The 20538-nt window shown below is 38.0% G+C and carries 22 protein-coding genes and 2 pseudogenes; 22 read left to right on the top strand and 2 right to left on the bottom strand.

Annotated elements, in window-relative coordinates:
* The first annotated feature begins 81 nt into the window (after positions 1 to 81).
* Positions 82 to 917 (top strand): annotated as a pseudogene (gene lipM, locus BkAM31D_RS15605) (octanoyltransferase LipM).
* A 51-nt stretch (positions 918 to 968) separates the two neighbouring features.
* Here the strand turns inward: lipM and dat are convergent.
* On the bottom strand, positions 969 to 1811 hold the full coding sequence (dat, locus tag BkAM31D_RS15600) for a D-amino-acid transaminase (protein ID WP_066160775.1): 843 nt from the start codon (positions 1809 to 1811) through the stop codon (positions 969 to 971).
* Between the two features lie 438 nt (positions 1812 to 2249).
* On the opposite strand from dat, the gene BkAM31D_RS15595 reads away from it, so the two are divergent.
* The 4 genes from BkAM31D_RS15595 (at position 2250) to BkAM31D_RS15580 (ending at position 7566) form a co-directional block, all read left to right on the top strand.
* Complete coding sequence (locus BkAM31D_RS15595) at positions 2250 to 4826, top strand: vitamin B12-dependent ribonucleotide reductase (protein ID WP_066160772.1); 2577 nt, start codon at positions 2250 to 2252, stop codon at positions 4824 to 4826.
* 147 nt (positions 4827 to 4973) lie between these two features.
* Entirely contained in the window at positions 4974 to 5999 is a 1026-nt protein-coding gene (gene splB / locus BkAM31D_RS15590) for a spore photoproduct lyase (RefSeq protein WP_066160769.1), read from the top strand.
* A gap of 153 nt (positions 6000 to 6152) precedes the next feature.
* On the top strand, positions 6153 to 6572 hold the full coding sequence (mntR, locus tag BkAM31D_RS15585) for a transcriptional regulator MntR (RefSeq protein WP_066160766.1): 420 nt from the start codon (positions 6153 to 6155) through the stop codon (positions 6570 to 6572).
* Between the two features lie 97 nt (positions 6573 to 6669).
* The gene (locus BkAM31D_RS15580; protein WP_066160763.1) at positions 6670 to 7566 is read left to right on the top strand and encodes a patatin-like phospholipase family protein; all 897 of its coding nucleotides are present in this window, start codon (positions 6670 to 6672) and stop codon (positions 7564 to 7566) included.
* A 15-nt stretch (positions 7567 to 7581) separates the two neighbouring features.
* Here BkAM31D_RS15580 and BkAM31D_RS15575 read toward each other — a convergent pair whose 3' ends face one another.
* Entirely contained in the window at positions 7582 to 7992 is a 411-nt protein-coding gene (locus BkAM31D_RS15575) for an SA1362 family protein (RefSeq protein ID WP_066160758.1), read from the bottom strand.
* 280 nt (positions 7993 to 8272) lie between these two features.
* Here BkAM31D_RS15575 and BkAM31D_RS15570 point away from each other — a divergent pair, with 280 nt between their 5' ends.
* The 17 genes and pseudogenes from BkAM31D_RS15570 to nusB all read left to right on the top strand — a co-directional run bounded on the left by BkAM31D_RS15570 (position 8273) and on the right by nusB (position 20523).
* Positions 8273 to 8737, top strand: coding sequence for a YqhR family membrane protein (locus BkAM31D_RS15570; protein WP_235820573.1), 465 nt, complete (start codon positions 8273 to 8275; stop codon positions 8735 to 8737).
* 112 nt (positions 8738 to 8849) lie between these two features.
* On the top strand, positions 8850 to 9920 hold the full coding sequence (locus BkAM31D_RS15565) for a M24 family metallopeptidase (RefSeq protein ID WP_066160750.1): 1071 nt from the start codon (positions 8850 to 8852) through the stop codon (positions 9918 to 9920).
* A 92-nt stretch (positions 9921 to 10012) separates the two neighbouring features.
* Positions 10013 to 10570 carry an elongation factor P gene (gene efp, locus BkAM31D_RS15560; RefSeq protein ID WP_066160746.1) on the top strand — a complete coding sequence of 186 codons (558 nt, stop codon included), beginning with the start codon at positions 10013 to 10015 and terminating at the stop codon, positions 10568 to 10570.
* A gap of 189 nt (positions 10571 to 10759) precedes the next feature.
* Positions 10760 to 11041: a YqhV family protein gene (locus BkAM31D_RS15555; protein WP_066160743.1), complete on the top strand. Its 282-nt coding sequence runs from the start codon at positions 10760 to 10762 to the stop codon at positions 11039 to 11041.
* Between the two features lie 14 nt (positions 11042 to 11055).
* A complete protein-coding gene (gene spoIIIAA / locus BkAM31D_RS15550; protein ID WP_066160740.1) occupies positions 11056 to 11988 on the top strand; it encodes a stage III sporulation protein AA in 933 nt (310 codons plus the stop codon).
* Entirely contained in the window at positions 11985 to 12497 is a 513-nt protein-coding gene (spoIIIAB, locus tag BkAM31D_RS15545) for a stage III sporulation protein SpoIIIAB (RefSeq protein WP_066160737.1), read from the top strand. The genes spoIIIAA and spoIIIAB overlap by 4 nt, the downstream gene beginning before the upstream one ends.
* Before the next feature lie 32 nt (positions 12498 to 12529).
* Positions 12530 to 12736, top strand: a complete 207-nt coding sequence (gene spoIIIAC, locus BkAM31D_RS15540; protein WP_034630453.1) for a stage III sporulation protein AC — start codon at positions 12530 to 12532, stop codon at positions 12734 to 12736.
* 13 nt (positions 12737 to 12749) lie between these two features.
* Positions 12750 to 13139 (top strand): stage III sporulation protein AD, encoded by a 390-nt coding sequence (spoIIIAD, locus tag BkAM31D_RS15535; RefSeq protein ID WP_084372534.1) that lies wholly within the window; start codon positions 12750 to 12752, stop codon positions 13137 to 13139.
* Positions 13140 to 13202: 63 nt separating this feature from the next.
* A pseudogene (gene spoIIIAE, locus BkAM31D_RS15530) lies at positions 13203 to 14338 on the top strand (stage III sporulation protein AE).
* A 571-nt stretch (positions 14339 to 14909) separates the two neighbouring features.
* Positions 14910 to 15584 (top strand): stage III sporulation protein AF, encoded by a 675-nt coding sequence (spoIIIAF, locus tag BkAM31D_RS15525; protein ID WP_066159089.1) that lies wholly within the window; start codon positions 14910 to 14912, stop codon positions 15582 to 15584.
* A complete protein-coding gene (gene spoIIIAG, locus BkAM31D_RS15520; RefSeq protein WP_066159092.1) occupies positions 15581 to 16246 on the top strand; it encodes a stage III sporulation protein AG in 666 nt (221 codons plus the stop codon). The genes spoIIIAF and spoIIIAG overlap by 4 nt, the downstream gene beginning before the upstream one ends.
* Positions 16246 to 16857 (top strand): SpoIIIAH-like family protein, encoded by a 612-nt coding sequence (locus tag BkAM31D_RS15515; protein WP_066159094.1) that lies wholly within the window; start codon positions 16246 to 16248, stop codon positions 16855 to 16857. The genes spoIIIAG and BkAM31D_RS15515 overlap by 1 nt, the downstream gene beginning before the upstream one ends.
* A 194-nt stretch (positions 16858 to 17051) precedes the next feature.
* Positions 17052 to 17426: a hypothetical protein gene (locus BkAM31D_RS15510; protein ID WP_066159097.1), complete on the top strand. Its 375-nt coding sequence runs from the start codon at positions 17052 to 17054 to the stop codon at positions 17424 to 17426.
* A 213-nt stretch (positions 17427 to 17639) separates the two neighbouring features.
* The gene (gene accB / locus BkAM31D_RS15505) at positions 17640 to 18137 is read left to right on the top strand and encodes an acetyl-CoA carboxylase biotin carboxyl carrier protein (protein WP_066159102.1); all 498 of its coding nucleotides are present in this window, start codon (positions 17640 to 17642) and stop codon (positions 18135 to 18137) included.
* Between the two features lie 15 nt (positions 18138 to 18152).
* Positions 18153 to 19514 carry an acetyl-CoA carboxylase biotin carboxylase subunit gene (accC, locus tag BkAM31D_RS15500; RefSeq protein WP_066159104.1) on the top strand — a complete coding sequence of 454 codons (1362 nt, stop codon included), beginning with the start codon at positions 18153 to 18155 and terminating at the stop codon, positions 19512 to 19514.
* Positions 19515 to 19529: 15 nt separating this feature from the next.
* Positions 19530 to 19928, top strand: coding sequence for an Asp23/Gls24 family envelope stress response protein (locus tag BkAM31D_RS15495; protein WP_066159105.1), 399 nt, complete (start codon positions 19530 to 19532; stop codon positions 19926 to 19928).
* 199 nt (positions 19929 to 20127) lie between these two features.
* Positions 20128 to 20523 carry a transcription antitermination factor NusB gene (nusB, locus tag BkAM31D_RS15490; protein ID WP_066159107.1) on the top strand — a complete coding sequence of 132 codons (396 nt, stop codon included), beginning with the start codon at positions 20128 to 20130 and terminating at the stop codon, positions 20521 to 20523.
* Positions 20524 to 20538 lie beyond the last annotated feature (15 nt).

The following is a 20538-nucleotide window of genomic DNA, read 5'->3' as shown; positions in this document are numbered from 1 at the left end:
TGTAATCAGGCAGATAGCTTGGCTAAGTCTTTTTCGTCTGCTAAAATCAAGTAGATAAATTGATTTAGAAAGAAGCGGTGTCTGATGAAGGAAACATGGCGTTTTATTGATTCGGGAGATTGTTCTCCTTCTTATAATATGGCCTTAGATGAAGCTTTACTTGATTGGCATAGCAAAGGGTTAATCCCACCTACCATTCGATTTTATGGGTGGAATCCTGCTACCTTATCAATTGGATATTTTCAAAAGGTCGAAAAAGAAATAAATTTAGATAAAGTAGAAGAATATGCACTAGGCTTTGTACGTAGGCCAACAGGGGACGAGGTGTCTTACATGACCAAGAACTAACGTATAGTGTCATTGTCTCGGAAGATCATCCTGACATGCCTGCAACAGTAACTGAAGCCTATCGAGTGATTTCACAAGGAATTTTAGAGGGCTTTAAAGATGTTGGACTTGATGCTTACTTTGCGATCCCTAGAACAGATGAGGAAAAAAATGCTTTGAAAAATCCACGTTCTGCCGTTTGTTTTGATGCTCCTTCCTGGTATGAACTTGTCGTTGAAGGAAGGAAAGTAGCTGGTAGTGCTCAAACGAGGCAAAAAGGAGTAATTTTACAGCACGGGTCAATTATTCTAGATATTGATGAAGATAAGCTTTTTGATTTATTTAAATACTCTAGTGATAGGTTACGTGAGAGAATGCAAAGGAATTTTAAAAATAAAGCCGTGGCTATTAATACATTGCGACCTTCGCCATTAACGATTGAGGAGGCGAAAGCAGCTTTTAAAAGAGGATTTGAAAAAGGTTTAAATATTGAGCTTGAACCGTACACGTTGAGTGAAGAAGAAAACAAAATTGTACTCGATATTGCAAAAAATAGGTATGAGAACAATGAGTGGAACTTTAGAAAATAACGGAAGACCAAGGCTTAGCCTTGGTCTTCTCTTTCATAGCTGTTAATGTAGTTATTCCCCTTTTGGTAAAAGCTCTTTAAACTTATTTTGTAAATCTTTTGTTACTGGACCAACTTCAAAGTTAGCTGATAGCTGTCCTCTCACTGATTTTATCGGAGCGATTTCAACAGAAGTACTTGTAATAAAAGCCTCATCTGCATGTTCTAGTACATCTACTGGAAATGGTTCTTCTACAACTTTATAGTCGTATTTCTTTGCGAGATTGATTAACACCTGTCTTGTTATTCCGTTTAATATTAGGTTTGTCGCAGGGTGAGTGTAGAGAACTTTATCTTTTACTAGGAATAAATTAGATGAAGAACCTTCCGTAATGAACCCATCACGGTTTAAAATCGCTTCTTGACACCCGTTATCAGCAGATTCACGTTTTACCATGACATTTCCAAGTAAATTCAATGTCTTAATATCGCAACGAAGCCAACGGATATCGTCTGTGAGCCAAACATCTATTCCATTCTTTTGCATATCTTTTAGGTCTTGTGAAGGCTGAGTAAAAGCAGTAAATACAGGAATGGATTTTCTAGTATATAAATGGTTTCTTGGCTCGACACCTCGAGTTAGTTGAAAGTATATGAGTCCGTTCTTTACGTTATTCTTTTGTAATAAGTGCAACAATAATTCAGTCATGGTTGTTTCTGAAAATGGAAATGCCATATCTAATTTTTCAGCGCTTGAGCGAAGTCTTTTTAAATGGAGATCCATAGCAAAAGGTTTTCCTTCATATATTTTTGCAACTTCATAAATTCCATCTCCGAAGTAATATCCGCGATCATCAAATTGGATAGTAGCTTCTGATCTAGGCACAAGCTCTTGATTGTAAATTATATAGTCCATGTTCATTCCTCCATCATAGTCTCAAATCTGTAAAAGCATTGGTTCTAGAATATCACAATTCGATTATGATTCATGAAAAAATTTTGTCAAATGATTTGACTTTGATGAGGAACATTGTTGTGACAAGGCTTTGCAATGAATGATTATCTTGCAAGAAACAAATTGGTTCAAAATGTCGAAAAAAAGCGGATAAATTCCTATTAAACTCGTCTATGCTTCCTTTTTTTAGTCATTACAAAGTTGACAAAATTACTACAGTTCATAACGTGACACAACATATGGTGTATTTTAAATAAAAGTGAGCACAATATATTGAATCTAGTCTAGGACTTGTGGTAAGCTTACCCAAGACAATCATAAGTGCATGGACAACCTGAAATATAAATGAAGATAGATTGCTAGTTTAGCAAGCCATGTAATTTAGAGGAGGAGAAGCGGATGGCGATGACGATGTCAAATGTGTTACGCCTAGATGTGGAACGATTAAACAAGGATATTGAGGATTTTCCACAAGTGCATCCTATTACTGAGGAGATGCATATTCAGAAAAAGGGAGTATCTAGACTTGTAATGCTTGACCGTTATACTTTTAAAGATACGGAAAAGAAAACATTAAAGACTGGAGACTTTGTCGTGTTAACGGTAAAAGATGATCCGAAATTCCCAGCGCGTGGATATGGGTTTGTGATTGAACTTGACCGTGAAAGTAACAAAGCAAAAGTCTTAGTCGATGAGGAATTCCGCGGGGTTTTAGATGGAGAAGCAGCCGAAACGGGAATTGTTCACCGTTCGTTAGATACAATTGAAAAACCACTTGAACTTTTCTATGAGCAAATTGCGAAAAGAAACGCAACGGGTTTAGCATCTGTCGAGCAGACAGAGGAAAAAAGACAAGAATCTTTTGAGCAGTTTTATGAGCAGCTTGTCTCAATGAATTTTATTCCGGCAGGTCGTGTATTATATGGAGCTGGTGCGGAAACAGATGTAACCTATTTTAACTGTTATGTTATGCCTTATGTTCAGGACTCTAGAGAAGGGATCTCTGAACATCGTAAACAGGTGATGGAAATTATGAGCCGCGGTGGAGGTGTAGGAACTAATGGTTCTACATTGAGACCGCGTAATACACTAGCGCGTGGAGTTAATGGGAAGTCATCGGGTTCTGTATCGTGGCTAGATGACATTGCGAAGTTGACACATCTTGTAGAACAAGGTGGGTCAAGACGTGGTGCTCAAATGATTATGCTTTCTGATTGGCATCCGGATATTCTAGAGTTCATCATTTCTAAAATGCAAAATCCGCGAATTTTAAGATTTTTGCTTGAAAATACGACAGATGAACAAATACAGAAGCTTGTAAACGATAAGTTACATTTTACTCCTTTAAATGCGACAGAAGAGTCTATGTACCAAGGGATTCTAAATTATAAGGCTATCCCTGGGCAAGGTGGATTTGAACAAAAAGTTATCAGAGAAGCAGAAGAAAAACTTCACATAGGCGGAACATACTCTGTCAATAACCCTGAATTCTTAACGGGAGCTAATATTTCTGTTTGTTTAACAAAAGAATTTATGGAAGCAGTTGAAAATGATGAGGTTTACGCATTACGATTCCCTGATGTTGAAAACTATAATGAGGAAGAAATGGCTGTCTATAATGAAAAATGGCATGAAATTGGTGATGTTCGTGAATGGGAAGAATTAGGTTATGGTGTTCGAACATACCGGATTATTAAAGCTAAAGAATTATGGAACCTAATAAATATTTGTGCTACGTATAGTGCAGAGCCAGGGATCTTCTTTATTGATAATGCAAATGATAAGACAAATGCGAAGGCATATGGACAAAAGGTTGTAGCAACGAACCCTTGTGGTGAACAACCACTAGCTCCATTTTCAGTTTGTAACCTCGCAGCTATTAATTTAGCTGAAATGGCAAACAAGCAAACAAAGGAAATTGATCTTGAAAAGCTTAAGAAAACGGTTGAAGTAGGCGTACGCATGCAAGATAATGTTATTGATGCAACTCCGTACTTCTTGGAACAAAATACGAAACAAGCAAAAGGCGAGCGTCGTGTTGGATTAGGTGTAATGGGCCTGCATGATTTATTAATTTACTGCGAATCCGTCTATGGTTCAGAGCAAGGCAATCAATTAGTTGATCAAGTATTCGAAACGATTGCTACAACGGCTTATCGCACAAGTATTGAATTGGCCAAGGAAAAGGGAAGTTTTCCATTCTTAATTGGTCAAACGGAAGAGGAAACTGCACAATTACGTCATGCCTTTATTAATACTGGCTATATGAAACAAATGCCAGAAGACATCAGAGAAGGTATTATTGAACATGGTATTAGAAACTCGCATTTGCTAACTGTTGCACCTACAGGAAGTACTGGAACAATGGTTGGTGTTTCAACGGGGCTTGAGCCATACTTTTCTTTCTCTTATTTCCGTAGTGGTCGTCTAGGAAAGTTTATTGAAGTTAAAGCAGAAATTGTTCAAGAGTATTTAGAGAAAAACCCTCAGACAGATGAGAATCAACTGCCTGAATGGTTTATCTCAACGATGGAGTTGCCTCCTGAAGCTCATGCTGATGTTCAGTGCATCATTCAGCGTTGGGTCGACAGTTCTCTATCTAAAACTGTAAATGCACCTCGTGGTTATACAGTTGAACAAGTTCAGGCTGTTTACGAACGTCTTTACAAAGGTGGAGCAAAAGGCGGTACGGTATATGTTGACGGAAGTCGTGATGCACAAGTTCTATCCTTAAAAGCAGAAGAAAATCATTTTGGTGACGATGATACAGAGCAAGTGGAATTGAAACAATATGATGTTGAAAAAAATAGTAAAGTGGTTTTAGTTGATACGATTGCTGAAGTAAGATCAACAAATGTTACAATTGGCTCTGAAGTAGGAAACACATGTCCTGTTTGTCGTGAGGGACAAGTTGAAGACATCGGTGGATGTAACACTTGTACAAGCTGTGGTGCACAATTGAAGTGTGGGTTATAAGTTTACGCACCTATTTAAACTAACACATTTTAATAAGGTGGAGCATAAAGGGGTTAACTCTTTATGTTCCACCTTTTTTCTATTATCTGGTTGTCTTAATTCAAAAGATGTGCACAAACTATAAAAAAAAAGAGAGGGGCACATGCTTTGAAAGCTTTTACACCACAACTCGTTTATATTGAACCTCGAGCTCTTGATTATCCTTTAGGTCGTCAGCTAAAGGAGAAATTTGAAGAAGAAGGTGTGGAAATTCGAGAAACCACTTCACATAATCAAGTTAGGAATATTCCGGGAAATAATGATCTCCAACAATATCGAAATGCTAAATCAACGTTAGTAATTGGAGTAAGAAAAACATTGAAGTTTGATACATCGAAACCTTCAGCTGAGTATGCTCTTCCCCTTGCAACTGGTTGTATGGGACATTGTCATTATTGTTATTTACAAACGACTTTAGGCAATAAACCATATATTCGTACTTATGTGAACCTTGATGAGATTTTTGAAGCTACGGATAAATATATCGAAGAAAGAAGTCCAGAAATTACACGATTTGAGGCAGCGTGTACCTCGGATGTAGTAGGCCTTGATCATCTTACACATTCCTTGAAAAAGACAATTGAGCATATTGGTCAAACTGATTTAGGGCGCTTACGATTTGTGACTAAGTATCATCATGTTGATCATCTACTTGATGCTAAGCATAATGGGAACACACGCTTTCGCTTTAGTGTAAACTCTGATTATGTTATTAAGCAATTTGAGCCTGGAACGTCATCATTTTTGGAACGAATAGAAGCAGCAGGGAAAGTTGCAAAAGCAGACTATCCACTTGGCTTTATAGTAGCTCCTTTGATTTTGCATGATGGTTGGAAAGAAGGGTATCATGAATTATTTGAACGTTTAGAAGCGATTTTACCACCGTATGCGAAAAAGGATTTAACGTTTGAACTAATTCAGCATCGTTTTACGAAGACAGCAAAAAATATCATTCAAAAGCGCTATCCAAAATCTAAGCTAGAAATGAATGAAGAGGAACGTAAGTATAAATGGGGAAGGTATGGAAGAGGGAAATATGTCTATAAAGATGATCAAGCCGGTGACTTAAAAGAAACCATTCAAACTTATATCGATCGCTTTTTTCCTGAAGCAAAAATGGAATATTTTACGTAAACTTGTCTAGTAAGATTGTCACTTTCGTGTATTCTGTTGTAAACTAATAGTGGTGTACATATTATTAACACTTACTTTAAATACAGAATAGGCTTATAATAAGAAATTTATTTAAGCACTGCCTAGTTAGGCGAATAAAACGGAGGGGACACTATGCCAACACCGAGTATGGAAGATTATTTAGAGCGAATTTACATGTTGATAGAGGAGAAAGGCTACGCCAGAGTTTCCGATATCGCAGAGGCATTAGAAGTCCACCCTTCTTCAGTAACAAAAATGGTTCAGAAGCTCGATAAAAGTGAATACTTAATCTACGAACGATATCGTGGATTGGTTCTGACATCAAAAGGGAAGAAAATTGGGAAACGTCTAGTTTATCGTCATGAACTATTAGAGGATTTTATGCGAATCATTGGTGTTGATGACTCTCATATTTATCAAGATGTTGAAGGGATTGAGCATCACCTAAGTTGGGATGCAATTGACCGAATAGGAGATCTTGTACAATATTTTCAAGAGCAAGAAGCTAGGGTGAAGGCGTTAAGAGATATTCAAAAACAAAATGAAGAATAAAAAATGACATCCGCAACAATATTGTGGATGTTTTTTTATTTTTATGGTCGTCCCTCCTTTTTTTCTTCATAAGGTGTAAATGGGAGGGGGATAACGTATGATGATAGATGGAGTATTTGCTGGTGGGGGTGTCAAAGCTTTTGCGTTTGTTGGCGCCTTACAGGAGATGGAAGAGAGAGGTTATACGTTTGACCGATTGGCAGGTACAAGTGCTGGAGCCATTGTAGCTGCATTAATTAAAGTAGGATATACGAGTGATGAACTATTTACACTTTTAGACGAATTAGAATTAGAGTCATTTAAAGATGAAAGAATGTCGGTACTCCCTTTCACGATAGCTAAATGGATTCATATTTACTTTCGATTAGGGTTATATAAAGGAAATGCGCTTGAGGCTTGGCTGAAAGATGTGCTAGCCGCTAAAGGAGTAAGGACATTTGGAGACTTACCAAAAGGCTCGTTACGTATAATTGCATCTGATCTAACAAAGGGGAAACTGCTTGTTCTTCCTGATGATTTACAGAACTATGGAGTAATACCAGAAAAATTTTCTGTTGCTCGTGCTATTCGTATGAGTTGCAGTATTCCTTTTTTCTTCGAACCAGTGAAAATTTATGACCGGGGAAGTGGGGGGAAAGCTTCTTATATCGTTGATGGAGGCTTGTTAAGTAATTTTCCTTTATGGTTATTTATGGATGGGAATATAAAAAGGTGGAAGCGTCCGGTGATTGGATTTCATTTAAAGCCAGAAATGAGCGAAATGCCACCAAAGAAAATAAATAATGCCGTTACAATGTACCGAGCTCTATTTGAAACAATGACTTCAGCTCATGATTTGAAATATGTAGATGCAGATGATGCTAAAAATGTTGTGTTCATCCCAATCCTAGATGTAAAGGCAACAGATTTTGAATTAACAGATGAACAAAAGGAACAATTGGTTGTGTTAGGAAAAGAAGAAACTGGACATTTCTTAAAGAATTGGAGCTATTAAAAAGAATCGAGTGTTTTAAAAAAACGCTCGATTCTTCTTTTTATTTTTCTTTCCTTCAATAACAGTTAAATTATGATCTTCACGTCGTTTTTTAACCGGACGAACTTGCTTCCTTTTTGATGAGAGGGTACTTGGCTTTTTACTTTTAAATGTAGCCGTAGCGGGTGTCGAAGCTTGCCGATGAGTACTCGTTCTTTTCGCCTTTTTTAATTGCGCGCGACTCGGTCCTGTTTGTGTAGGGAAAAGAGGAACACCGTATTTCCTAGCCATAAACCATCTATAGATGAGAAAAATCACGGCAATAAAACCAACTATCATTAAGATTCTAGTTAGAAAACCTAACGGATTGAAGATAAGTTCGTAACCTAAACCGATAGCGGCAAAAAATAATACGGCAGGAATCATGTACTTCATAATCGAACGCATTTATCTGCACCCCCCAATATAAGTCAATGATTTTATTTCTTTAGAAGTAATTATTTCATGAAAAGGTAATAAAGACGTTAGAATGAAAAGGTGAACTTCTCTCCTAGTAAATTAATTCTACATGAATTTCTTAAAATCCTCCATTAGAATAGCTGCATTGAAGAAAACATTTTTTTAATAGTATACCCAATGTATAGCGCTTTCATTCACAAGAGACGAGTTATTTTTTATGACTTTTCAACTTTACTTCCGGACATACTAAAGGGCGGAGGTGGTAAAGTTGGAAAAAGAACAAGCTCAATTGAGATATCCAACAAAAGTTGCTTTAATAGGATTATTTGGTGGGTTAATTTGGTCGCTAATTGGATATTTAACCTTCTATTTTCATTTTATAAGAGTCGGTCCTGCGTTAGCTTTGATGCCTTTTGCGTTAGGTGATTGGAAGGATACGTATATAGGACAATTAGTAGGTGTAGTTGTTATATCAATCTTGTCTATTGGTGTAGCTTTTCTGTATAGATTTACGTTGCAAAAGATTAATAAAGTTTGGGTTGGGATAGGTTTTGGTTTTGTTCTATGGTTACTTGTCTTTTATGTGTTAAATCCGCTGTTCCCAGGACTGAAATCTGTACAAAATTTGGATATTAATACGATCATTACGTCAATGTGTCTTTATGTGCTATACGGTACTTTTATTGGTTATTCCATTTCATATGAATATGCAGAGCAACGTAGAAATGCGTAGGCTTCTCTCGATGAACTTTGTGCTACAATGAGGAGAGATAGACTCAAGTCCTTTTCGATTTATAGAGGACATTGGGACTTCTAAATGTAGTACTGTTAAAGGAGATGTGAAGATGAGTCGAATTGAAGCATTACGTTCTAAACTTAAGGGTTCAGAAATTGACAGTTTATTAATTACAAGTCCGTATAATCGTCGTTATATGACTAACTTTACTGGAACTGCAGGAGTGGCACTTATCTCAGAAAAGAAAGCCATCTTTATCACTGATTTTCGTTATGTAGATCAAGCGAAAGAGCAGGCAAAGGGTTTTGAAATTGTTCAGCATACGGGGCCCATTATCCTAGAGGTTGCCAATCAAATTGAAAAGTTAGGGTTGAAAAAGGTAGGTTTTGAACAATCATTTCTTACATATGAAGCACATCAAAGCTATTCAGAACATATTGAAGGAGCTGTTCTTGTTCCTATCTCTGGATTAGTCGAAGAGCTAAGAATAATTAAAGACGAAAAAGAAGTGAAAATGATTCAAGATGCTGCGAATATTGCTGATGCAGCATTTGAACATATTCTTTCATTTATTAAACCGGGAATAACAGAGTTAGCGGTTTCAAATGAACTTGAGTTTTTCATGAGAAAGCAAGGCGCAACAAGTTCTTCCTTTGATATTATTGTGGCATCCGGTTATAGGTCAGCTCTTCCACACGGTGTAGCAAGTGAGAAAGTGATTGCAAGCGGTGAGTTGGTTACTTTGGATTTTGGGGCATATTTAAATGGCTATTGTTCAGATATCACAAGAACGGTTGCTGTAGGAAATGTCAGCGATGAGCTAAAAGAAATTTATCATACTGTATTAGAAGCGCAACTACGTGGTATGAAGGGAATCAAACCAGGGTTAACAGGTAGAGAAGCTGATGCATTAACAAGAGATTACATTACAGAAAAAGGTTATGGAGATTATTTTGGTCATTCTACTGGTCATGGTTTAGGGATGGAAGTCCACGAAGCTCCGAGTCTTTCTATGAAGTCAGATACGATCTTAAAACCAGGGATGATCGTTACAGTAGAACCAGGCATTTATATTTCGGGAGTAGGCGGCACAAGGATTGAAGATGATACGCTCATTACCACAGATGGGAATAAAACATTCACTCATTCTACGAAAGAGTTAGTAATTGTCGGTGAGTAGTTAATTATGGGGAGAAAGTTTTTCCAACCTGTGGTATAGTTATGGTTGTGACTGAATGTCCAAGTAATTTGGATGAAGATGGAGGAATAATAATGATCTCAGTAAATGATTTTAAAACAGGTTTAACAATTGAAGTAGATAATGGCCTTTGGCAAGTAATGGAATTCCAACATGTAAAACCAGGTAAAGGAGCGGCTTTTGTTCGTTCGAAGCTTCGTAACTTACGTACTGGTTCAGTACAAGAAAAAACATTCCGTGCTGGAGAAAAGGTTTCTAAAGCACATATTGAAAATCGTCGTATGGCTTACCTATATGCTAGCGGTGACATGCACACGTTCATGGATAACGAATCTTATGAGCAAATTGAATTAGCAACAGCGCAAATTGAACATGAATTGAAGTTTTTAAAAGAAAACATGGTTGTTCAAATTATGAGCTTTCAAGGCGAAACGTTAGGTGTTGAAGTTCCAAACACAGTGGAGCTTGAAGTAACAGAAACAGAACCTGGAATTAAAGGTGATACAGCTTCTGGAGGCACGAAGCCAGCTACTCTTGAAACAGGCCTAACTGTTCAAGTTCCTTTCTTTGTGAATCAAGGTGATGTTCTTGTAATTGACACGCGTAACAGTGCTTATGTATCTCGTGCATAAATAAGAAAAAAGCGACAAGTCAGGTTCGTAAGAATTGACTTGTCGCTTTTTTCTTATCGATAGATGTAAAGAAAATAATAATTCGAAAAGGCAAACTAGTGAAAGTTGAACTAGCTTGCCTTTTTTTGTTCTGAACAGTCTTTTAATTTCATAGGTTGTACAAAGTGAACTTTTAGTTGAGGTGGCAGAATGAAAACGTGGTTCTTCACAATTGAAATGACTTTACTTGTAATGGTGGCCTTACGCCTTATTTCAGGATTAATTGAGCTGACTGTAGCAGGACTGATTCTAAAATTCAATAGCATTGAAAAAGCTGTGGCTTTAAATGCGATGCTTGCACTAATTGGACCAACTATATTTATTGCATCAGTAGCAATCGGTCTTATTGGCATGTCAGATCGACTCTCTATATCAAAATTTGTATTTATTGGAGCTGGAGTTTTATTAATTTTAATTGGGATTAGGAAGTAAGGAGGGTAGCGGAAATGTTACGAGATGTCGCAGAAATTTTACCTGTAACCATTCGAGAAGTAATAAAACGGTTAGAACCAATGACTGTAGAAAGAACTGAAGAAATCCGCTTACGTGTCGGACGGCCACTTGAAGTGATCGCCGGTGGAATTCCTTATTACCCTAGCACATTAGACAAGTTATACATCGTATCAGCTGATGATGCGAAATTTTTGTTAAATCAGTTAAGTCAATACTCGATGTATGCATTTGAGGAAGAATTACGGAGAGGGTTCATAACGATAAAAGGAGGGCATCGCGTCGGGTTAGCTGGAAAAGTTGTACTTGACCGAGGCCAAGTAAAGACATTAAGGGATATTAGCTCCTTTAACATCCGAATTGCCAGGCAGACAATTGGTGTGGCAGAACGATTAATTTCACATTTATATGATCAGAGGTGGCTAAATACACTTTTTATTGGAGCCCCACAAACGGGAAAAACTACGTTACTCCGAGATGTCGCAAGGTTAATTAGTGTTGGGATGCCTAGTAAGAAAATTCCTCCCTTAAAAGTTGGAATTGTGGACGAGCGATCAGAAATAGCTGCAAGTATGAAGGGGGTCCCACAATTAGAACTTGGGCCAAGGGTAGATGTTCTTGACGGATGCCCCAAAGCCGAAGGAATGATGATGCTCATTAGATCAATGAGTCCTGATGTAATTGTAGTTGATGAAATTGGGAGAGATGAAGATGTTTATGCTGTACAAGAAGCTTTGCACGCAGGTGTGAAAGTAATGACAACCGCTCACGGTATATCGCTTGAAGACATTGAACGACGACCTGCTATGAAATCCCTTCTTGACATAAAAGCATTTGAGAGATGTGTTGAGTTAACAAGGACGGATCGCGCTGGGATCATCCGTCGCATCCGAAACCAACAGAAAAGAGACGTGGTGATGGTGAAGTGAAGCTTATCGGTGCATTGCTTATCATCCTTGTTACAACTTGGCTTGGGTTTGAATTTGCCAAACGACTTAGTGAGAGGCCTAGACAGCTCCGGCAATTAAAAGTGGCGATACAGTCACTTGAGGCAGAAATTATGTATGGATTAACACCACTTGCTGAGGCAAGTAGTCATTTAGCCAAACAAATGCCAGAACCGATCTCTCTTTTCTTTGAAAAATTTGCTGATCGATTAATAAAAGAACAGATAACAGCATTTGAAGCGTGGGAAAAAAGCTTAAATGAAACGTGGGCGTTCACGTCAATGCTTGATAGTGAAAAAGAAGTAATGATGCAATTTGGTGCAACTCTTGGTCAACACGATAGAGAACAACAACAAAAACAGATTAAGTTAACTCTTGCCCATCTTGAAAGGGAAGAACAAGAAGCAAAAGATCGTCAATATCGATATGAGCGAATGTTAAAAAGTTTAGGTTTCTTATCAGGGTTGTTAATTGTCATTCTGTTGATTTAATGAACAAGCGTTGATTGGGAGGAGGAGAGGTTGTGGTGTACGATGTTAACACCATTTTTCAGATAGCAGGGATAGGTATTGTTGTAGCGATGATTCACACAGTTTTAAAACAGATGGGAAAAGAGGATTGGGCACATTGGGTAACGTTGATTGGATTTGTTGTAGTTTTATATATGGTTGCTACTATTGTAGATGATCTTTTCCAAAAAATAAAAGGTGTGTTCCTGTTCCAGGGATAGGGGGTGAGTTGCGATTGATATTATCCAAATTGTCGGGTTAGGGCTGATCGCAACCTTCCTAGCCTTAGTAGTGAAAGAGCAAAAGCCATTATTTGCTTTTCTATTAACTGTATTTGTCGGTGTCCTTATCTTTCTGTTTTTAATAGATGAAATTGCAAAAATAATCGCAATGCTTGAAGGGATAGCTGAGCAAGCAAATATGAACATGATGTATTTGCAAACCATTTTAAAAATAATTGGAATCGCCTATATCGCTGAGTTTGGAGCACAAATTGCAAAAGATGCCGGACAAGCTGCCATTGCCTCCAAAATTGAACTAGCTGGAAAAATACTTATTTTAGTTATGGCAATCCCGATTTTAACGGCTGTAATTGAGATGGTACTCGCTCTTTTGCCGTCATAAAGAAAAGGAGGGACAAGCGTGAACTTACGGTTCATCATCCAAGGAATCATCGTAGCTTCCGTTCTGCTTTTATTTATACCCGTCAGTTATGCTGAAAGTGAACCGTTAGATGAGCAAGGGTTTGTTGAAAAACAAATGGAGCAACTGCAATTAGATGAAGTGCGCGCATTTTGGGAGGAGATATCAACCGAATACGGTGGCTTTTTACCGGAAAGTCAAAAAGGCACTTTCATGGAATTCGTCAGCGGTGAAAAACAGTTCTCTATGAAGGAATGGGGAGTTGGCCTTATTCGGTTTTTATTACATGAACTACTCGTAAATGGAAAGTTGTTAGGGTCTCTTATTTTACTAACGATATTTTGTATGATTCTCCAATCCTTACAAAACGCTTTTGAACAGCATACAATTAGTAAAGTTGCTTATGCGATCACGTATATGGTTCTCATGATCATTGCCTTAAATAGTTTTCATGTGGCGATTACTTACGCTGCTGATGCAATAAACAATATGATCCATTTCATGATTGCCCTTTTGCCGTTATTGCTTGCAATGATGGCTGCAATAGGAAGTGTGACCTCAGCTGCTTTGTTTCATCCTTTAATTATATTTTTAGTTAACACAAGCGGCTTACTCATTCAACATTTTGTATTGCCTTTATTATTTTTATCAGCTGTCTTAAGCATTGTCTCTACACTTACGGATCATTACAAAGTGACAAAATTAGCTAATTTCTTAAGGAATTTCGCTGTAGGTACATTAGGTGTATTTCTGACCATCTTTCTAGGCGTTATTTCTGTTCAAGGAGCGGCAACGTCAGTCGCTGATGGGATAACAGTAAGAACGGCGAAGTTTATAGCGGGAAACTTTGTTCCGGTAATAGGAAGAATGTTTACAGATGCAGCAGATACGGTTCTTTCAGCTTCGGTTTTATTGAAAAATACGATTGGAATAGCAGGACTTGGCATTCTATTAATGTTATGTGCCTTCCCAGCACTAAAAGTTCTATCATTAGCCATTATCTTTAATTTATCAGCGGCAGTCCTTCAACCACTAGGGGAGGACCGATCATAGAATGCTTATCAATAATTGGCAAAGCCGTTATCTTTGTCTTCGCTGCAATGGCAATCGTTTGTCTCATGTTCTTCCTAGCAATCACCATCATGGTAGCCGCTGGAAACTTGTCGATAATGATGAGATAGAGTTTTTGTCAAAAAGGTCGAACTTTACCTTTTTGACAAAAACTCGACGCGATGAGCGAAGCCGCTACATGTTTTTAAGCCTCTCTGAGCGGTTTTCTCAGAGAGGCGCGTAGCGAGAGAAGCCATCGCAAATCAGTCAAAAAGGTCGAACTTTACCTTTTTGACAAAAACTCGACGCGATGAGCGAAGCCGCTACATGTTTTTAAGCCTCTCTGAGCGGTTTTCTCAGAGAGGCGCGTAGCGAGAGAAGCCATCGCAAATCAGTCAAAAAGGTCGAACTTTACCTTTTTGACAAAAACTCGACGCGATGAGCGAAGCCGCTACATGTTTTTAAGCCTCTCTGAGCGGTTTTCTCAGAGAGGCGCGTAGCGAGAGAAGCCATCGCAAATCAGTCAAAAAGGTCGAACTTTACCTTTTTGACAAAAACTCGACGCGATGAGCGAAGCCGCTACATGTTTTTAAGCCTCTCTGAGCGGTTTTCTCAGAGAGGCGCGTAGCGAGAGAAACCATCGCAACCAGTCAAAAAGGTCGAACTTTACCTTCTTAAAAAACTTATAAGGAGATTACGGAAATGGGTTTCTTAACAGAGTGGCTAACTAATATTATTCTATTAATCTTACTTGCTACCATTTTAGAATTAATGCTTCCTAATTCAAATATGCAAAGGTATGTAAAAATGGTTGTTGGATTACTTTTGCTAGTAGTGATGCTGCAACCTCTGTTAACGATCTTTAAGGAAGACGTTGATGAATGGCTTTTTTCTTTATCAAGAGAAACAGAGCAAACAGAACAATCGATAAATAATCAAATAAATTTGCAAAAAAGAGAAATAGAGTTGGGACAACGTGCATATCATTTAGAACAGGTGGCTGTCCAATTGAAGAGACAAGTAACAGAAGCACTTGAAAAGGACCATAAAGTTCAGATCACAGATGTTTCTGTTGACATTGTTGAGGAGAAACTAGAACGCTTCGAACAGTTAAGTGAAGAGCAAATTATTGACGCTGTTCATGCGATACACGTTCAAGTACAGAATGCACCGGAAGTCACTGAGGAAGTGGAAGGGTCACGTGAAGTTTCACCAATACAAACTGTCAATATTGATACAACTTTGCCAGTCATGAACGAAAAATTGGATGAAACAAACAAAGACTTGGAACCGGTGCAACAATTTCTCTCAGAAAATTGGTACATCCCTAAAGAAAAGATTTTACTAGTTTGGGAAGGGGGGGAACGAGCAGAATGAATCGCGACGAACAGAAGGATTCGAAGTGGCTACAAAATTTATTCAAGAAGCAAGACGGTGGAAAGAAAAAAAGGATGCCAATCCATTATGTTTTGCTACTTGGGTGTGTAGGTCTAGCACTTATGATTACTGGAAACCTTCTGAACAATCCAGCAGGAAACGAAGAACAATCCTTACCCGTCTTCAATGAGGAAAAAGAAGAGGATGAACCGGTATTTAAACGGGAATCCAACGCCGAGCCAAATTCAATGGAAGACTATGAAAGACGCTATGAAAATCAGTTGAAAGAGGCTCTTGAACAAGTGGTCGGCATTTCAGATGTATCTGTCATGATTAATCTAGCCGATACAGAAAGAAATGTGTATGAAAGAAACACAAATGAAAAACAGCAAAACACAGATGAAACCGATCGAGAAGGTGGAACTAGAAAAGTAGAAGACCACTCTCGTGATGAACAGTTAGTCATTATACGCAATGGGGATAAAGAAGAACCAATTTTAGTTCAAACAGAAAAGCCAACGATTCGCGGGGTTCTTGTTGTAGCCAAAGGAGTAGAGAACGCTCAAGTGAAAAGTTGGGTGGTAGAAGCGGTAAGTCGTGTACTTGATGTACCAACACATAGAGTTTCGGTCATGCCGAAGAAAACGAAGGAGGATTCATAATGGTATTGAAAAAACAAACGGTTTGGTTATTAACAATGTTAAGTTTAATTATTGTCTTGTCGGTGTATTATGTTACGGCACCTACAGCTCCTGGTAGTGATGAAATTGCATTTGTTGATGAAGGGCAAGAGGAGCAAGAATTAGATTTTGACATTGAGGAATTAACTGAAGGCGATGCGAATGAAGTAGTTGTTAACATTGCTGAAGAATTAGAGGAGGCAGAAGATGCGGAATCTGGCATCATCTCATCAATTTCCACGAATGAAGCATTTGCTTCAATCCGAATGGAATTACAAGCAACTCGTGATCGTATGGCAGAAGAATACACAAACATTCGTGCATCAGCAGACGCATCAGCTGAAGAAAAAGTAGCGGCACATGAAAGTAGTATGGAATTACAAAGATTAGCTCAGAAAGAATCTCAATTAGAAACATTAATTATTGCAAAAGGCTTTGAAGATGCTCTTGTTTTAGCAGAAGATAATAAGGTTCGAGTAATCGTTCAAACGGAGGAATTATCTCCAGAACAAGCGAATGAGATTCTTAGCTTAACTCATAATCATTTAGGGTCTCAATCTGATGTTACAGTAGCTCACCAAGCATCGAAATAAGCACGAGAAAGCTGTCCTTTGTGACAGCTTTTTTCTATGGAGAGGACCAAACTATTATGGGAAGGTAAAGTTTCTTCTACTTAATTATAAAATAGGGAAGGATAAAAGTTGTGAATGGATTTTGACAAAGGATGCATCTCTTCAATTGACTGTGATATAATACGCAAAGTAAGAAATGCAGAGGAGCGATTACAATGGAATGGAATGATTTAACAGAAGGCGCGAAAGCAGTCTTAGAACAAACACGTAATATTAAAAACGATAATATTCAAATCGTAGAATTTGAAATTGGCTTTGAACAACAAGTTGAAGATGAGGACCAAGGTACATATAAAGTATCCATTCAGGAAGAAGACTACCAAAGCCTGAAACGATATACACAAGAAAATGAATATGGCGACAAGTATCATATGGCAAAAAATAAAAACATTGTTAAAATTATTCTATTAGAAAATGGAAAGATTCCAGAAAACCTTTCTGAATTTCCGGTTTTCCGTCAATACAAAAAGGAAGCTCTAATCAAGACTGAAGTTGAGGCTGAAAGTACGCCAGACGCTTCGCAAGAATAGGAATGTAGCTGACTCGATGATTTTGCCGTCTATTACCATGTTTACGACGGTGTGAAGAGTCAGCTTTTTAAGATTTTTATTTAGAAGAAATTTTGTAGAAGGGATGCTGTCCTTTCTGTCGAAAACACTATGTTATAATAACGGTATTACCATTTAAACAAGTATCCTTAGCTATGGTTTTTACATAGGGGAGAATGAGGGAGTGTTTTACTTATGTTAAAAGTACAAGAATTAAAAGAATTAATTAAAGCATTAGATCTATCTAGTTTAGATGAATTAAAGTTTGAACAAGAAGGAACAAAGCTTGTCTTGAAAAAGCAAGGTACTCAAACACAAGTCGTTGAAAGAACGGTCGAAGCCTCTGTAACACAGCAAGCAGCACCAGTTGTACAAGCGGTAGAAAAATCGCCGGAACCGCAAACGACAGTACCAGCACAGACACCGAGTCAAGAGCCAACAAGAAATGCTAACGTACATACTATTACATCTCCTATGGTAGGGACATTTTATGCAGCGCCATCACCTGACTCTGATCCGTATGTGAAAGTAGGATCTCAAGTAAGTGAAGATTCAGTAGTTTGTATCGTGGAAGCGATGAAACTAATGAATGAGATTGAAGCGGAAGTAAAAGGGAAGATTGTAGAGATTCTTGCTCAAAATGGTGAACTTGTTGAATATGGACAGCCGCTATTTGTAGTAGAACTTGTGTAGTATAGGAGAGATACGATGATTAAAAAGGTCTTAATTGCCAATCGTGGAGAAATCGCTGTTCGTATTATCCGAGCGTGTAGAGAATTAGACATTGAAACTGTTGCCATTTATTCAGAAGCAGACAAAGATTCACTTCATGTTCGTCTTGCAGATGAAGCCTATTGTATTGGTCCAACAGCCTCTAATAAAAGTTACCTTAATGTGACAAATATTATGAGTGTAGCGACGTTAACCGAAGTGGATGCTATACATCCAGGTTACGGGTTTTTAGCAGAAAATGCTGATTTCGCTGAAATATGCTCTGCTTGTAATATTACGTTTATTGGACCAAGCCCATATGCCATTAATCAAATGGGAACAAAGGATGTTGCTAGAGAAACGATGGCTAAAGCAGGTGTTCCTATTGTCCCTGGTTCAACAGGAATTGTTGAAACGGTAGAAGAAGGTCTAAAAGTAGCTGAGAGAATTGGATTCCCTGTTATCATTAAAGCAACTGCTGGTGGTGGTGGGAAAGGAATCCGTGTAGCGAGAACTCCAGAAGAACTAAAAAAAGGGATGAATATCACGCAACAAGAAGCTGCGACAGCATTTGGTAATCCTGGCGTATATATTGAAAAGTATATTGAGGATTTCAGACATGTTGAGATTCAGGTTCTTGCTGATAATCACGGTAATGTTATTCACCTAGGAGAGCGTGACTGCAGTATTCAAAGGAGACTTCAGAAGTTATTGGAGGAAACGCCATCGCCTGCAATTACACCAGAGATGAGAAGTGAAATGGGTGAAGCTGCAGTAAACGCAGCCAAAGCTGTTAATTATTCTGGAGCTGGTACAGTAGAATTTATTTTTGATCATATCAACAGTAAATTTTATTTTATGGAAATGAATACCCGCATTCAAGTAGAGCATCCTGTTACAGAAATGGTTACGGGGATTGATTTAATTAAAGAGCAAATTCAAGTAGCAAGCGGTAAAGAATTATCGATTACTCAAGAAGATGTTACGTTTAACGGCTGGTCAATCGAATGTAGAATTAATGCGGAAAATCCGGCGAAGAACTTCATGCCTTCTCCAGGTAAGATTACTAATTACTTAGCTCCAGGAGGATTAGGAGTCCGTGTTGATTCTGCTGCGTACCCAGGCTATATGATTTCTCCTTTTTATGATTCGATGGTTGCAAAGGTGATTACACATGGTGCAACTAGAGAAGAAGCAGTTGCGAAAATGAAAAGAGCACTTGAGGAGTTTGAAATTGAAGGTGTTGAAACAACAATTCCTTTCCACCTTCGACTCTTAAGTCATGAAACTTTTATTTCAGGCGATTTTAATACGAAATTTTTAGAACAACATGATGTTATGTCCGTTAAATTAAAATAACTGGAGGGACGTACGATGAATGAAAATCATATTCTTGAATTAGAAGAGCAGAAATCCGAGTTAGGAAAAGTGGAAATTTCTCCAGAGGTTATCGAAGTCATTGCAGGCATTGCTGCATCTGAAGTTGAAGGTGTAGCAACTATGAGAGGGAACTTTGCCACTGGCGTTGCAGAAAAATTAGGTAGAAAAAACCACGGTAAAGGCGTTAAAGTAGAATTAGCTGAAGATGGAATTACAGTAGATGTCTCGGTTGTTATTACTTATGGTGTGGCTGTTCCGGAAGTTGCGGGGCTTATTCAATCAAACATTAAACAAGCTCTACAAACAATGACTGCGATAGAACTTCAAGCGATTAATGTTCACGTCGTAGGAGTTCAATTTGAAACACCTGAAACACCTGAAGAAGTCAATTAATTAAATGAAAATTAGACAGTTAAGGGCCATCCTTGGCTGTCTTTTTGTTATTTTTGGATATACTAGGTAAAGAAAAGAAGTTGTTGCAAGAAAGCGAAAGATAGTAGCGCTTTCAATCTAAATTGTTCTGTTTTAGCGTATCGTGATATGCTATGATCAACATATCAAAAGTGCATCATTAGAAAAAGGAGTTTTATGAATGAATCGAAGAGTAGCAAGATTAAGGGCTGCACAAGCTCTTTACCAAATTGACCTAACAGATACGGAGATAAACGCAGCAATACATAGCGTATTAGATGAAGGAGAAGTAGCGAGTACATTTATGCTCGATCTCGTTAATGGGACCATCGAACAAAAAGATGAAATTGACCCGATTATCTCCCAAAGTCTGCAAGGTTGGACAATCGATCGTATGGGGCTAGTCGACAGAGCTATTGTTAGAATGTCGCTATACGAAATGAAAAATATAGAAGATATTCCTGTTAATGTTTCTTTTAATGAAGCGATTGAACTTGCTAAAGCTTTTGGAGGAGAAGAATCAGGTCGCTTTGTTAATGGTGTACTTTCTAAAGCTATGGAGAAAATTGAAGACTAAGAGGAGTGGGGAAAA

Source organism: Halalkalibacter krulwichiae (assembly GCF_002109385.1).
Lineage (GTDB): Bacteria > Bacillota > Bacilli > Bacillales > Bacillaceae_D > Halalkalibacter > Halalkalibacter krulwichiae.
This window is presented reverse-complemented; position numbering and strand designations above follow the sequence as displayed.